We start from the raw sequence: 15,510 nt of genomic DNA on the forward strand, positions 1-15,510 counted from the left end.
AATATTCAATGAGGGGAAGAATGCTATGCGAAAGCGAATGACAAACATCACTTTGGTTTTACTGTTAACCTTCAGTAGCTGTTTTAGTTTTGGTATGCCATTTAACAATCAAGCTTCAGCTGACCTAATTACACCAACGATGTTGGCGCATTATCCATTGCTTGAAGATGCATTGGATCAATCAGGTAATGGCAAGCATGGGACGGCTGTAGGCAATATCACGTATGCCGATGGTCTTACTCTGCCTGGAGGGACAGATAGCAATACGAACTACGTACAGCTTCCTACGGGATTGTTTGATGATCAAGAAAATACAACGATTTCTGTATGGATCAAGAGTAACACGGGAAGCGGGAACTACTCCGCATTATTCTACGGTACACCAGCAGCTGAAAATAATTTGCCAACCAATTACTGGATGTTTAATCCATCGAATCCAAGTGGTGATTTTAAGTCCGTATTTACAGATCGCAATAATGTTGACCAGCCGTGGACGACTGAGGTAGGTGTATCAGGCCCTTCTACGTCGCAGTATGAAGGTCAGTGGACTCACTATACTACGGTCATCACAGAACACGCTGTTACAGGTTACATTAACGGTGTAAGTATAGGCACGGCTGCCAAAGACAAAACAACAGCCAGTTTTGGTACGGACCTGCAAGCTTACATCGGTCGCTCCAATTATCTAGGGGATGCTACTTTTGCGGGTAGCTTTCAAGATTTAAGAATTTACGGAGAGGCACTAAGTGGTGAAGATATCGCTGGAGTATATCAACAATCGCTCGATGAAAAGCAAGTACAACAAAGTAAAAAAGAGCTATCGTTAGGTGATGTATCCGCCGTTACAGAATCGCTTGAACTTCCTTCTGCCAATAAATATGGCGCATTGATATCATGGACCTCCAGTGATAAAAGTGCGATAAGTCCAACCGGGGAAGTGTTTTTACGAGAGATGGAGCAACAAGTGACGCTAGCTGCAACCATTTCTTTAGGTGGGAGCCAAGCAACGAAGGAGTTTATCGTTACCTTATTGCCTAAGGATGACTCAGCTATTACCGTTCAAGAAAAGTTGCTAAATGATGATCTGATTCTTCATTACAACATGAAAACGACGACAGAAGTAAACGGTGAACTCGTACTGAAGGATGTCGCCAATAAGAAAGTCACATTTGATGGGATTTTTAAAAATGCAAACCATGGACAATTCATTTCAAATCGTGAAGTTGGCTTTATTTCCTTCAATGGTGGAAACTCTACATCGAATAGTGGATATGTGGAGATCCCTAAGGGCTCAAACGGACTAGACCTATTACAAGGTCTGAATGATATTACCGTATCTTCCATCGTGAACTGGACGAATGATGGTACGAATCGCTGGATTTTCGGTTTGGGTACGGTGTTAACACCGGAAACGAACAAATATTTTTTCGTAACCCCACGTCACGGTAGCGGATCAGGCAATATGATTGCTACAGGTATATCTAAAAATGGCTGGCCGAACGAAGCATTACTTACAGGTAGCGCAAATTCCAACCTGATCGGTGGACAGTGGAAGCATGTAACCGTATCCTTCTCCGAAGCCAGCAACAGGATCACGTTATTCGTGGACGGAGTCAAGGTTGCTTCAGGTGATGCAAAGGGACTCAAGCTGTCAGACATCATTAATCCGGATTCTACGTTCTCTGGTTTTATCGGGAAGTCCATCTTCGCGAATGATCCGTATCTTCAAGGAAGCGTGGCTGATTTCAGAGTATATGACCGTGCGTTGACGGAGCAAGAAATGGGCGAGTTATATCAACAAGAAGCAGTGACTCACATCTCCCAGATACGTCAGCTCACTGTTGATGATGCAGCGAATCAACTTCGCATAGATCGGTACTTGGACGAAGCTGATCAGAGTGCGGATAAGATAACGAAAAACGTTACCTTACCGACAAGCGGTAAAAACGGCGTAAACATCACTTGGAGTTCCAGTCAGCCTACAGTTATTTCTAACAGCGGCGCTGTACAACGTCCAAATGCTCAAGCAAGTGATGTTCAAGCAGAGCTTACAGCTACTTTAACGTATCAGGGAGTATCTACATCGGCTGTATTCCCTGTTACGATCTTGAAGCAATTCGATGACCAGCAGAAGGTTGATCTGGATGCTGAACAATTAGAGATCTACAATGCAGACAACGTTAAAGGCAATTTACGTCTTGTGACTACGGAGGAACAAGGCTCCACTATTACGTGGACGTCTAGCAAATCTACTGTTGTTAAAGGAACAGCCGAAGCGGCTGGAAATGCTACACAGCTGGGCTGGGTAAGCCGTCAAGCTACGGATATACCCGTTAGGTTAACAGCTACAATTACGAATGGATCAGCTTCTAAAGAGCGTACGTTTGACCTTACCGTTAAAAAAGCAGCTGCGCCAGTACAGCTTGATGCGTACTTCTTTGCGTACTTTACAGGTGAATATGAGGGCGGTGAAGAAATCTCCTTCGCTACAGCCGAAGACCCATTGTTCTGGAAAGCACTGAATAATGGGAAGTCGATCCTTCAATCGAATATGGGTGAAAAGGGACTTCGCGATCCATTCATTATTCGTTCAGCAGAAGGTGATAAATTCTATATGCTTGCAACCGATTTGAAAATGGGTGAGAGTACGAATTTCGACCAGGCTCAAATTACGGGTAGTCATTACATGATGATTTGGGAGTCGGAGGATCTCGTTAACTGGAGCGAGCAGCGTATGATCAAGGTTGCTCCCAAGACGGGAGGAAATACGTGGGCACCCGAAGCGATCTATGATCAGGCAACTGGTGAGTATATCGTATTTTGGGCATCTTCAATGAAAAACACAGAGACATACGGTGATTATAACGGAAGACCAGCAGGGCAGTACAATGTGATGTACTACGCAACAACACGAGATTTCTACAACTTCTCAGAGCCAAAGGTCATGATTGATGAGTCGCTTCCAACCATTGATACAACGTTTATTGAGCATAATGATATGTTGTACCGATTCACCAAATCAGAAGTGAATACGAAAGTGTATGTGGAAAAAGCACCTAATTTCTATTATGACAAGGATGGTATTGCAGCCAATGGGCTTCAATACGACGCTGTTCCGGGTACACGCGATAATAAACTTGGCTTGATCGGAAAAAATGGAAATAACGAAGGACAAACGATTTTCAAAGATATTACTAAAGACAAATGGTATCTGTTCCTTGATTCATGGCCATATCATGTACGATATACAACGGATCTGGATAGTAGCACGCAATATATGAACAATGTGTTAAGTAGTGATCAATATGCACTTCCGCCAGGACCAAGGCACGGAACGGTGATTCCAATCTCACGTGCAGAGTATAATGCTTTGCAAGAAAAGTATGCATGGAAAGGCCCAGCACCATCAACAGACCCGGTTGTACATTACTCATTTGATGCAGATACGGTGAATGGTACAACGTTAAACGACATTTCGGGTAATGGCCATCACGCAACACTCGTAGGTGGAGCAACCATTAATGAAGAGGATCGTATCGGTAAAACGGGTGCTTCGCTAGAGCTTAACGGGTCAACAGGATATGTGAAGCTGCCCGATAACTTGATTCAATCTTTGAATCTGGAGAAGGCTACATTCTCAACATGGGTTCAAATGGACAGAAATCAGGCCAATCAGAGAATATTTGATTTTGCTTCCGAAACAGGTAGACAGGTGAACCGCAATACCATGTATCTGAGTACACAAGGGGATTCAGGTAGTTTAGAGTTCGCTGTTGTAACCCCTTTTACAGAGAAATTTAGCAATGACAGCACGAAACTAGGGTCGGATTATAAATATGCAGTGAGAAAAGCCGGACTATTACCAACGAAAACTTGGCAACATGTTGCCATTACTATGGATGAATTTGAGGCCGTATTGTATGTGAATGGTCAAGAGGTTAAACGTAGCTCGACATTTAACGTTGAGCCGAGAATGTTACTGGAAACAACGATGAATTATATTGGTAAATCGAGAAATAGCTCTGATCCTCTATTTGATGGGAAATTGGATGATTTCCGTATTTATAATCGTGCATTATCCGGTGAAGAGATTGCAATATTAGCAGATGAAGACATTACTCCTCCAGTAGAGCAGCCATCTGGAGCTGAGCTCATTCTGCACTACGACATGAAGGATATCGATCGTGCGAACGCGACGGTTAGTGACCAAACCGGAAATTTCAACGGGAAATGGATGAATCCGTCTAAAGCAGAGTGGATTCGTACAGAAGATGCTGGTGTGCTGAGCTTTAACGGGGGCAGGGCGGACTCTTATGTAGAGCTGCCACAAGGAGTTCTTGATGGATTAACGGATATCACCGTTTCATCGATTGTGAACTGGAGCGGTAAAAATGCTGCGGAGTGGTTGTATGCATTAGGAAGGCCGAATAATAATACGCACTACACCTATTTCACACCACGTTATAATGCTAACGGTCTAGCGCGTTTAGGCATCGCGACGAATGCCTGGAATAATGAGTCTTCAACTTCTACCACGGGCTTAAAGAATAATGAATGGAAAGTGGTTACGACTGTTGTTTCAGGCAAGGATGGTACACTAACAATTTATATTGATGGTGTTGCTGTTGCATCAGGCTCAACGAATGGAATGACGCTAGAACAAATCAAAAATACTTCAGGCAGCAGTGGATACATCGGTAAGTCATTCTATACAGCTGATCCATACTTCGGCGGGTTGATTGCAGACTTCCAAATCTATGATGGTGCTATGACGGCGGCAGATATTACAACACTTAAGGTTCGTGCTGATCAGAAGATTGCTTCGATGGAGGGCATGCTGGTAGCAGCTGCGACAGAGAAATTAACGATCGATGATCTCCTTGCTTCGAATACATCCAAAGATGCGATTATAAGCAATGTAACCTTGCCAACATCAGGTGCCTATGGCACAACAATAAGCTGGACCTCAGATAAGGGCAATGTGATCTCAACTACAGGTGCCGTAACTAGACCTGCTAACGCAACTGGCGATCAGGTTGTAAAGTTAACAGCGGTATTTACAGATGGTACTGAGACAGTTAACAAAACTTTCACGTTGATAGTTAAGGCATTGCCGAGCGATGCCACTGCTGTAGATGAAGCAAAAGCAGCACTAGTTGTTCATAACATTCATGATGTAAGAGGTCATCTCTCATTACCGGCCTCTGGACGATATGGAACAACGATTACTTGGGCTTCTGTGCAACCAAACGTTGTTTCAGTGACTGGTGAAGTAAAACGTCCGGCGCACGGTAGTGGAAATGTAGACGTGAAGCTCACAGCTACGATTACATTAAATTCAGCATCCACTACGAAGGAATTTATTGCGAAGGTGAAGGAACGGCCTGCTGATGAAAAATATGCAGGATACTTTTTCACATATTTCACTGGTGAAGGTACTTCAACGGGGGAGCAAGTTTACTTTGCATTAAGCAACGGTAATGATCCGTTGAACTGGCGGGAATTGAACGAGGGTAAACCTGTACTGACCTCTACTTTAGGAGAGAAAGGGGTACGTGATCCGTTTATTATTCGTTCACCTGAAGGTGACAAGTTTTACATGATCGCCACCGATCTGAAAATTAACGGAAATGGTGACTGGGGCAAAGCACAGACATGGGGCAGCCGTTCCATTATGGTTTGGGAATCGAATGATCTAGTCAACTGGACAGATCAACGCATGGTAGAGGTTGCACCGGAAGAAGCAGGTAATACCTGGGCACCGGAAATAATGTACGACAAGACAACAGGCGAATATATCGTATTTTGGGCATCAAGAATGTTTGATGATGCATCCCATACAGGCAGTGCTTATCAAAAAATGATGTATAGCAAGACAAGAGATTTTTATACGTTTACTGAACCGCAAGTATATTTGGATTATGGATACTCCATCATTGATACAACAATGATTGAACATGATGGAAAAGTGTATCGTTTTACGAAGGATGAACGAGACAACGGAGCTACTGCTCCATTTGGCAAGATGATTTTCCAGGAGGTGGGTGACTCGATCCTGGATCCAACCTTCAAGATGATTAATCAAGGCGTGGGTAACATGAAATGGGTTGAGGGTCCAACAATCTTCAAATCGAATACAGAAGAAAAGTGGTATTTATTCGTAGATGAGTTTGGTGGAAGAGGTTATGTTCCATTCGAGACAACCAATCTTGCATCAGGTGTGTGGACAGTATCTTCTAACTCCAACTTACCGGCTAGTCCGCGTCACGGAACGGTCATTCCCATTACACAAAGTGAGTATGATGCACTCAGTGGGAAGAACGTACCGGTTAGAGGAATTAGCTTGGACAAAACAACATTGACCATCGCAGAAGGTCAATCGGGGCAATTGACAGCTACGATCGCACCGGCAAATGCAACGAAAAAAGCAGTAACCTGGAGCTCAAGTAATCCAGCTGTAGTTACTGTAAGTGCGACAGGTCGAGTGACAGCGGTTGCACCAGGAACAGCAAACATTACAGTCACTACAGTAGATGGTAATTTATCATCCCGTGCTATGGTAACAGTGACACCGCAAGCACCAAGCAGTGGTAACGGAAATGGTGGCGGTGGCGGTAACATCCCTGCACCTACAGTACCACCAGCTACAGGTGCAAGTGGGCCAGTGGTGATGGACAACGGTCAAATAAACATTAAACCAGTTATTAATGAGAGCGGTACTTCTAACGTGAAGTTAAGTGCCGATACAGTGAAGCGTGCGCTTGATCAAACGACAGGTGGTAAACTGCAGGTACGAGTCGATGGTGATCAAAGCTTGAACGAGCTAACCGTTGAGCTAGCGGTAGATCCGCGCTTAACAAGTGGAACTTCTAGGGTAGATCGTATCGAGATCAATACAGGCTCAGCGGTCGTAACCTTGGCAACCGAACGGCTAGGAACAGGAACAGGCGCAGGTGCAGGGAAAAAGTTAGAATTGTCCATCAAGAAAATAGCAGCGAATCAACTGCCAGCTGGCACACAAGCTGGGTTGAATGGTAAGGTCGTATACGATATCAAGCTAACGATAGATGGTACGAAGCTTACAGCGTTTGATGGTAGAGAAGATCTAGTGATTGCATTGCCATACACACTAAAGGCTGCCGAAAATTCAAACAACGTCATCCTATACGATGTGAAGGACAACGGAGAGCTAAGAGTGGTGACGAATGGTAAATATAATGCAGCGACAGGTCAAGTAGAGTTCAAGCCAACGGGTCTAAGCAAGTTTACGATAGCGTATGTTGCAACGAGCTTTCAGGATGTGACCCAAGGCTGGGCGACGGATGCGATCTGGGCATTGGGAGCAAGAGGCATTGTGAAGGGTGTAGGCGATGGCGATTTTAATCCGAAGGGTCAAGTGACAAGAGCAGAATTCATCACCATGCTGATGAATATGTTGGAGTTATCGGTTGAGAGCGAGGCCGCAAGTTTTAGTGATGTGAAGCAAGGAGAATGGTACTCTGAAAATATCGCAAACGCGCAGAAGCTGGGGATTGTGAACGGGAAACCAGATGGTAGTTTCGGAGTCCATGAGAACGTGACGCGAGAAGATATGGCCGTTATGGTATACAAGGCAATCCAAGTGAAACAACTAGCATTAGCAAGTGCTGAAACTACAGCCTTCAAGGATGAAGCAAACATCGCAAACTATGCGAAGCAAGCGGTAGAGGCAATTCAAGGAGCGGGCATCATAAACGGTGTAGGTAACGATGAGTTTGCGCCGAAGAAAAATGCTAACCGTGCAGAAGCAGTAGTGATGATCTATAATTTATGGAGTTTGATGTAGGTGTATTAGTATAGAGAAACGCCATCACATTACGTGATGGCGTTTTTATTTGGAACACTGGGAAACTTAGCGTACAAGAACGAGTTTTCGTTGACTATTCAGAGGTGCGCGCTTTTTGCCTGGTTTCTATTAGCTCGAACGCCTCATCCATGCCGAGTGAGAACATAACGCTCTCGCTCGTTATCGGCTGAAAGTAGAATTCCAGCTTTTCTTTCCCGAATCGCTTTTCCAGATCCGTCCACTGTTCTGTTGACAATAAAAGAAATGCTAACGTGTCACTGCCCAGGGACTCCATAAACCATCGAATCTGATACCGGGGAGCAATCATTTTCTGCATAGCTCGAATGGCGCTGTCCCGATCAGTCCGATCATCAGCGAACGGAATTGTAAGCTTTCGATCGTTCGAACTTAACACGATATCGACGCCCCTTGGTTTGTCGATTTCGTTAATTTCACACTTGATTTGGTGAGATTCCGACAGTTGACCGTTAAAGTAATGGATGATATCTCCCTCGTCTTCTCTCCAATCAATCCATATTAACGACTCGTACCCGAAAAACTGTTCCATGACGTCTTCATCGGACGAATGTTGCAAGACATGGATAATCGGTTGAAGCGTACTCATTGTCATCCCATCCCTTATATAAAGTCGATATATACTCTATATTATCTTATAGGATGGTCAGTTCTGAATAGGGCAACGGACTCACTGCCTTTCGGAAATGGAACTATTCTCATCATCCAATTCGATGTTAAACCTTTAGCTTGATACCGTTTGGATTCTTCCTTGCAGATTGTCGGTATAGGCCAGGTTTCCATCAGTTGTGATGACGGCGGCCCCGATATGTTTCATTTGATTCACTTTATGAATAAGGGAGACCGCGTCTAACCCGAATAATTCTGTCGTATAGATATCACAGTCCAACGATCTATCCGCAATAATCGTTAACGAAGCAATGTTACTTTCGATGGGATATCCTGTTTTGCTGCTGAATATGTGGTGGTACTGCCGGCCTTGCTTCTCTAAAACGCGTTCGTATATGCCGGAGGTAACGACGGATTGCTCCCTGATGCTAACGAGTGCGGCTGCGTTGCCTCTGGGTAAAAAGGGATTCTGAATGCCAACATTCCAGTGACTGGAACCGGACGGGGATTCACCATGAACAAGAACATTTCCGCCCATATCAACCATAGCTGATTCAGCTCCGTTTTCTTTGAAAAAAGCCATGACTTGATCGGCAAAATAACCTTTGGCGATAGCTCCAAGGTCGATCTCCATGCCTTTTCTTAATAAATGCACGGTTTGCTGCTCATCATCGATCTGTATATGTTCAGGGTTCAAGAGCTCCAGAACCTTCTTAATCTCTGTATCCTCTGGTACTTGTGCCTCGCGGAACCCGATTCTCCACAATTTAATCAATGGGCCTATCGCAATATTCAAAAAAGAATCTTCGTTCATACTGTGTTCTTTGCCTATTTTGATGAGATCATACAGTTCCCTGTCTACTTTGAGCGGGTGGGCTGCAGCTTCTTTTTTCAACCTGGCAAGCTGTGAGTGATCACTATTGGCGCTGAAAACTTTTTCATAATGAAACAACCTGTTTTCTGCTTCCCGAGCTAGTTTTTCAGCATTTGTCCCCTTGATATAGAGGGATATTTGAGTTCCCATGAGAGGTATTGTTTGCGTAAAAGTGTTCATGACAGCCTCCTATACCGCACATGGTTGGCCATGATTCAGAAAAGTATGGATAAGGTCATGGTCAACGCTAGTCAGTTTTCTTTCTCCATGATGAGCTATAAAATAATCCAGACTGATCTTATCGGTCGGAATGGGATAGATGTTGTACTCCGAGCCACACTCCTCGATATTTACACTTTCAGGTACAATGGTCACGCCCACATTATGTTTTGCAAGTTTTAATACGGTGCGGATTTCGTTGCTTTCCATGACGATATTGGGTTGTATCTTGTACACACTAAGTAATTGATCGATCTGTTTTCGGATCGCAGATCCTTTGGACGTTAGAATGAGCCTTTGATTCAAAATAGTACTGATATCAAAAGTTCCCTCCGGAATTACCGCAACATCCTTCTGGTATAGTTCACAGCTACGCGGAATAACAGCTCGGTAACTGTGTCTGCCCCAGCTAACGGAATTCAAGTTTGGAGATATACTGCTCGAATTTTGACCGATCCAGAAGTCCAGCTCATTGTTTTGGAGGCGCTTCTCATTTTTCTCAGGCAGATCCTCGACAAGGTTTATTTTACAAGCTGGATGAAGGTTCAAGAAAGACGGTAAAAAAAGAGGCGTTAAATAAGAACCAAGGCTGGCAAGAATTCCGATCCTTAACAGCTTGTTGCCGATATCCGACACATATGAAATTTCCCTCACAAGTTTGGCATAGCTATGTTCGAGTGAAGTTAAATACTGATAATATATTTTGCCCTGCTCGGTTAATCGGTACGGCAGCTTGCTGCGAGTGATGAGTTCACAGTTCAACTGACTTTCGACTTTTTTAATCACCTTCGTGAGATAGGGTTGAGAAATATAAAGTGACTGGGCAGCTTTGCTATAATTGCTGTATTTCAAGAGGCTGTCGATGTAACATAAGATATCCTGAGACTCTAATTTAGACATGGTCCTCATCCTTTGTGAAAAAAGTAACAAACTTTGAATTTGAGCTGATTATAACAAATTGGTTATCAAACTGCAATGAATAACTATTAGATCAATCTTCCATTCCTATGTTAGAGTTATGCCGAAAGAACGAGTCTGACATGTACGAATATCATTTCGAATGACAGAAAGGGGATTACGATGAACTATTTAGCTATTGTGGGCACCAATTCAGATGTATCAACGAACCGTATGCTGCTTCAATTTATGCAAAAGCATTTCACGAGCGAGGCCAAGATTGATCTATATGAAATCAAGGATTTGCCTGCTTTTATTGAAAAAGATGACATAGAGGATGCTGAGGTTGATATCCCTGAAAAGGTAACAGATCTATCGAATCGAATTGCCGAAGCTCAAGGCGTGATTATCGCCACCCCGGAATATGATCATGCCATACCTGCCGTTCTGAAAAGTGCACTGGAATGGATCAGCTACACCACTCAAACCTTGAAGGACAAACCTGTTCTAATCGTGGGTGCTTCACACGGCTCACTTGGCTCTTCCAGAGCGCAAGCGCATCTTAAACAAATTCTGGATTCGCCAGAGCTTGGTGCGAGAATGATGCCTAGCAGCGAGTTTCTTTTGGGAAAATCACAGAGTGCATTTGATAACAGTGGCAGTCTCATGAATGCTGAGAAAGTAGCGGAGCTGGAAGAGATTTTCAGCGAGTTTGTTTTGTTTACGGAGATTACTAGGGAGCTACTGTCCAAAAGAACGTTGAAAAGAAAAACGAAAAAATTTTCCTGGCAGGAGTAGGGGGCTAATCATAATGAAAATCATAGCGATCGTTGGTACAAATGCTAAGAAATCGTATAATCGCAAGCTGCTTCAGTTCATGCAAAAACATTTTGAATCCAGAGCAGCCATTGAAATCCTTGATATTACAGATGTGCCGATGTTTAATCAATCCGATAACCAAACGAACAGTGCCATTATACAATCGTTTAATGAAAAAATCATCGCAAGTGATGGCGTCATTATTGCAACTCCAGAATATAACCATTCCATCCCTTCATCCCTTAAAAGCCTGCTCGAATGGCTGAGTTTTGAAATCCATCCGCTGGCTGGCAAACCCGTGATGATCATTGGTGCATCACAGGGAACACAAGGCTCTTCGCGTGCACAGCTACATCTTCGTCAAATCCTGGATGCACCAGGTGTCGAAGCCAATGTGATGCCAGGATATGAGTTTTTACTTGGGAGTGCACATAAAGCATTTGATGAATCAGGTAAGCTGAACAGTGAAGGCACGATTGATTTCCTGGAGGTATGTTTCCTGCGTTTCCTTCGCTTCGCCAACATTTCTAATCAGCTGAATGAGGAAGAAGAGTTCACCTATAAACCGGGTGTGTATGAAGTTAATGCCATAGGTCATAGCGGAAATCTTCCGATGAAGGTGTCCTTTAGTGAAAATCGAATCGAGAGTATCGATATTGATGCGAAGGGAGAAACCGAGGGCATCGCCGATGTTGTTTTTGTAAGAATTCCGAATAAAATTATCGAAGGACAGACGCTCAATGTAGATGCGCTCTCCGGTGCTTCTGAAACGAGTAACGCTGTCATTAACGGGGTAGCCAAAGCGGTTAAGCTGGCTGGAGTTAATCCGGATATTCTGAAAAGACGTGCAAAACCTGCCAGTAGCCAGCTGAAGGATGACGAGGAATATACTTGTGATGTGGTCGTTGTAGGGGGAGGTGGCGCGGGTCTAAGTGCTGCTGCAACAGCTCTACAACAGGGAGCAAGTGCCATCGTTCTTGAGAAATATCCAGCTGTGGGGGGAAATACGATCCGTTCCGGTGGTCCTGTCAATGCAGCAGATCCTTTATGGCAACAACAGTTTAGTGAGAACCCAGGAGAAAGACAGACTATTGAGAATTTATTACGTACCGATGAGCGTTTGATCCATCCCGAATATATCGATGATTTCCATGCACTTAAAGAGGAATTCACAGCGTATCAGGACAAGTTCGGGACAGAAAAAGCTTATCTATTCGACTCTCCACTGCTGCACAGAATGCAAACGTATTTCGGGGGAAAACGTACCGATCTGAATGGCAACATGATCTATGGACAATACGATCTGGTCAAAGTACTTACTGACCGTGCCTTGGAAAGTGTGACGTGGCTTGAGGAGATCGGTGTGGAATATGATAAGAGCATCGTATTTGCTCCGGTTGGTGCCCTATGGCGCCGTGGTCACAAACCTGTCAAGAGTTATGGATCTGCCTTTATCATCGCACTTAGCAAGTATGTAGAAGAAAATGGCGGACAAATTATTACAGATAGTCCGGTCAAACAGCTAATCATCGAAGATGGAAAAATAGCAGGTGTTATCGCAACGGGTGTCAATGGACAGAAAATTACCGTGCATGCGAAAGCCGTTGTGCTTGCTAGCGGCGGTTTTGGTGCAAATACACAGATGCTCAAGGAATATAACACCTACTGGAGCCATATTGACGATGATATCAAAACAACGAATTCTTACGCGATGACGGGTGATGGAATATCGCTTGGCAAGAGCGCAGGGGCGGCACTAACCGGAATGGGCTTTACCCAAATGATGCCTGTAGCCGATCCAGAGACGGGTGAACTGTTCAGTGGACTGCAAGTACCACCTGAGAACTTTGTCATTGTTAACAAGAAAGGTGAGCGTTTTGTTAATGAATTCTCTGGCCGGGATGTATTAACCAAAGCAGCTATTGAGCAAGGCAGTTTATTTTACCTGATTGCGGATGATGAGATCAAGAAGACCGCAGCGAATACCAGCCAAGAGAAGATAGATCGTCAAGTCGAAGCGGGTACTCTGTTCAGAGCGGATACGATTGAAGAACTGGCAGTGAAAGTGAATATGGACCCTCAGGTTCTCAGAACGACGATTGATAAGTATAACTCTTACGTGGATGCGGGCTTTGATCCGGAGTTCCATAAGGATACGTTTAGTTTAAAAGTGGAAAAAGCACCATTTTACGCTACGCCTAGAAAACCTGCAGTTCACCATACGATGGGTGGCATCAAGATTGATACCCAAACTCGTGTATTGGATGAAAACGGTCAACCAATTGCCCATCTGTATGCCGCAGGAGAAGTAGCAGGCGGGATTCACGCAGGTAACCGTTTGGGCGGTAATGCCTTGACAGACATCTTTACGTTTGGACGAATCGCGGGTAAAACGGCTGTTGAAGAAATGAATTGTGTAGCCAATGTGAAAATAGAACGTTAGAAAAGGAGATACGAGAAGGGGATACATCAAATGTGAGTTAAGCTGGAGCATGAGAAGACAGGTGCTGTTTACACAGTAACTGTCTTTTTCATTATTTAGAGCAGGAAAAGAGTGAAAGAATGAGTGAAAGAAAGGGAATTCTTTTGGCTGTGTGAGAACAAAGAATACCCTAACTTAAGTTAGATAGGTTCGGTGAATTCAAAACTGTAAGCGTTTTATAAATTCGTGGACAAATGGTTCGAAAGAGTGATATATTATTTCTGTAAGAAACAATATTATGTATAACGGATATTAAAATGCGAATAAAGGATGGGATGTACGATGAACAGTATCGAAACAACGATGAAATCCTTTGACGGAACACAGCTTTATTTTAGCAAGAATACAGTGGAGGATGCGAAGGCAGCCGTAGTCATCGTACATGGATTAGCTGAGCATGCCAGCCGTTATGATTATCTAACAGAGAAACTGAACGGGCGTGGATTCAACGTGTATCGTTTTGACCATCGGGGTCATGCGAGATCGGAAGGACAGCGTACGTTTTATAGTGATTTTCATCATCTGATTGATGATGTCAACGCTGTAGTTGAGGTGGCGCTACAAGAGAGCGGTGATACGCCACTGTATATTATTGGACATAGTATGGGTGGGTTTGCTTCTTCATCATTTGGAACGAAATATCCAGGAAAAGTGAAGGGTATCGTATTATCAGGAGCGCTTACTCGATTTAATACGAAAGTGGCTGGAGAACTGCCGATGGCTCTGCCAGCAGGCACGTATTTCCCGAATGAACTCGGCAATGGAGTGTGTAGTGTTCCTGAAGTCGTATCCGCTTACGCTAATGACCCGCTGGTAGAAAAAGAGATTTCTGTAGATTTGTTTAACAGTTTGGGGTATGGAGTAGAATGGCTGAAAGAACATGCGAAGCAATTTGTTGATCCGGTGCTTGTGTTACATGGAGCGAATGATGGGCTGGTTAGCGAAAAGGATTCCCGTGACTTTTACGGAGATATCGCTTCGGCAGATAAAACACTGAAAATCTATGCACATCTCATGCATGAAATATTTAATGAGACAGCACGGGATGAAGTGATTGAAGAAGCGATTTCATGGATTGAAAAACGAATCTGATTTCAGTAGAGTATTAGAGAGACGGAGACTCTGAAGACGAAAGGGATTATGCATGAAATTAGATTGGATGGGTGACCATCGGGGGCTTGTCGAGAAAATAATCAAATACGGCAATGCATACTCGAACACCTACAAGCTGCAACGAAGTTACGGAACGGATATGACCTTCTCTGCTGCTCAGATTCAGACACTCGAATATATTCTGGAAGCAGAGGATCAGGAAGAGAAGATGTCCGAGATGGCCGCACGTTTGGGCGTTAGTCGGAGTACATTTTCTAAAAATGTGAAGAATTTAACCGAAAAAGGACTACTGGAAAAATATCATTTAAGCGGTAACCGCAAAGATATTTACGTCAAACCTTCTGCTAAAGGTCGTGAGGTGTACACCAAGTACACCGCATTTGTCCGAGAGCTTTGTTTTGATGATATTTTTAAGCTGGCAGACCGGATTACGGAAGCCGACAAAAAAAGCTTCATTCGTATCATGGATCTGTTTGCCGACGTACTCGTCTGGTACGGTGAAAAAGAACAGGAACCACGTAAGCTCATCAAAATTGAGCCGGATAACTGATCGTTCCCAATGCCGGAAACAGCGTAGCGAATATGTAGTTTTTGTTTTAATTACCAGAATGATGATTACGAAGTGAAAAAAAATTC

Annotated in this window: 8 protein-coding genes; 5 read left to right on the plus strand and 3 right to left on the minus strand. The window is 43.8% G+C overall.

The window, feature by feature from the left end; genetic code table 11:
- The first annotated feature begins 25 nt into the window (after positions 1 to 25).
- The gene (locus ACUTVW_RS04465; protein WP_445644659.1) at positions 26 to 7,825 is read left to right on the plus strand and encodes an immunoglobulin-like domain-containing protein; all 7,800 of its coding nucleotides are present in this window, start codon (positions 26 to 28) and stop codon (positions 7,823 to 7,825) included.
- Between the two features lie 94 nt (positions 7,826 to 7,919).
- On the opposite strand, the gene ACUTVW_RS04470 is transcribed toward ACUTVW_RS04465, so the two are convergent.
- The 3 genes from ACUTVW_RS04470 to ACUTVW_RS04480 all read right to left on the minus strand — a co-directional run bounded on the left by ACUTVW_RS04470 (position 7,920) and on the right by ACUTVW_RS04480 (position 10,463).
- Positions 7,920 to 8,450, minus strand: coding sequence for a hypothetical protein (locus tag ACUTVW_RS04470; RefSeq protein ID WP_445644660.1), 531 nt, complete (start codon positions 8,448 to 8,450; stop codon positions 7,920 to 7,922).
- 135 nt (positions 8,451 to 8,585) lie between these two features.
- Positions 8,586 to 9,524 carry an FAD:protein FMN transferase gene (locus ACUTVW_RS04475; RefSeq protein ID WP_445644661.1) on the minus strand — a complete coding sequence of 313 codons (939 nt, stop codon included), beginning with the start codon at positions 9,522 to 9,524 and terminating at the stop codon, positions 8,586 to 8,588.
- A 9-nt stretch (positions 9,525 to 9,533) separates the two neighbouring features.
- Entirely contained in the window at positions 9,534 to 10,463 is a 930-nt protein-coding gene (locus ACUTVW_RS04480) for a LysR family transcriptional regulator (protein ID WP_445644662.1), read from the minus strand.
- Positions 10,464 to 10,643: 180 nt separating this feature from the next.
- Between ACUTVW_RS04480 and ACUTVW_RS04485 the strand changes: the two genes are divergently transcribed.
- The 4 genes from ACUTVW_RS04485 (at position 10,644) to ACUTVW_RS04500 (ending at position 15,424) form a co-directional block, all read left to right on the plus strand.
- Positions 10,644 to 11,258, plus strand: coding sequence for an NADPH-dependent FMN reductase (locus ACUTVW_RS04485; protein WP_445644663.1), 615 nt, complete (start codon positions 10,644 to 10,646; stop codon positions 11,256 to 11,258).
- Between the two features lie 13 nt (positions 11,259 to 11,271).
- On the plus strand, positions 11,272 to 13,722 hold the full coding sequence (locus ACUTVW_RS04490; RefSeq protein ID WP_445644664.1) for a flavocytochrome c: 2,451 nt from the start codon (positions 11,272 to 11,274) through the stop codon (positions 13,720 to 13,722).
- 321 nt (positions 13,723 to 14,043) lie between these two features.
- Positions 14,044 to 14,853 carry an alpha/beta hydrolase gene (locus ACUTVW_RS04495; RefSeq protein ID WP_445644665.1) on the plus strand — a complete coding sequence of 270 codons (810 nt, stop codon included), beginning with the start codon at positions 14,044 to 14,046 and terminating at the stop codon, positions 14,851 to 14,853.
- 52 nt (positions 14,854 to 14,905) lie between these two features.
- Positions 14,906 to 15,424 carry a MarR family winged helix-turn-helix transcriptional regulator gene (locus tag ACUTVW_RS04500; protein WP_445644666.1) on the plus strand — a complete coding sequence of 173 codons (519 nt, stop codon included), beginning with the start codon at positions 14,906 to 14,908 and terminating at the stop codon, positions 15,422 to 15,424.
- Positions 15,425 to 15,510 lie beyond the last annotated feature (86 nt).

Source organism: Paenibacillus sp. TSA_86.1 (genome assembly GCF_052691815.1).

Bases quoted from the DNA above. Each gene is read 5' to 3' on its own strand.
- ACUTVW_RS04465 (WP_445644659.1), top strand. From the start codon at position 26: ATGCGAAAGCGAATGACAAACATCACTTTGGTTTTACTGTTAACCTTC.
- ACUTVW_RS04470 (WP_445644660.1), bottom strand. From the start codon at position 8,450: ATGAGTACGCTTCAACCGATTATCCATGTCTTGCAACATTCGTCCGAT.
- ACUTVW_RS04475 (WP_445644661.1), bottom strand. From the start codon at position 9,524: ATGAACACTTTTACGCAAACAATACCTCTCATGGGAACTCAAATATCC.
- ACUTVW_RS04480 (WP_445644662.1), bottom strand. From the start codon at position 10,463: ATGTCTAAATTAGAGTCTCAGGATATCTTATGTTACATCGACAGCCTC.
- ACUTVW_RS04485 (WP_445644663.1), top strand. From the start codon at position 10,644: ATGAACTATTTAGCTATTGTGGGCACCAATTCAGATGTATCAACGAAC.
- ACUTVW_RS04490 (WP_445644664.1), top strand. From the start codon at position 11,272: ATGAAAATCATAGCGATCGTTGGTACAAATGCTAAGAAATCGTATAAT.
- ACUTVW_RS04495 (WP_445644665.1), top strand. From the start codon at position 14,044: ATGAACAGTATCGAAACAACGATGAAATCCTTTGACGGAACACAGCTT.
- ACUTVW_RS04500 (WP_445644666.1), top strand. From the start codon at position 14,906: ATGAAATTAGATTGGATGGGTGACCATCGGGGGCTTGTCGAGAAAATA.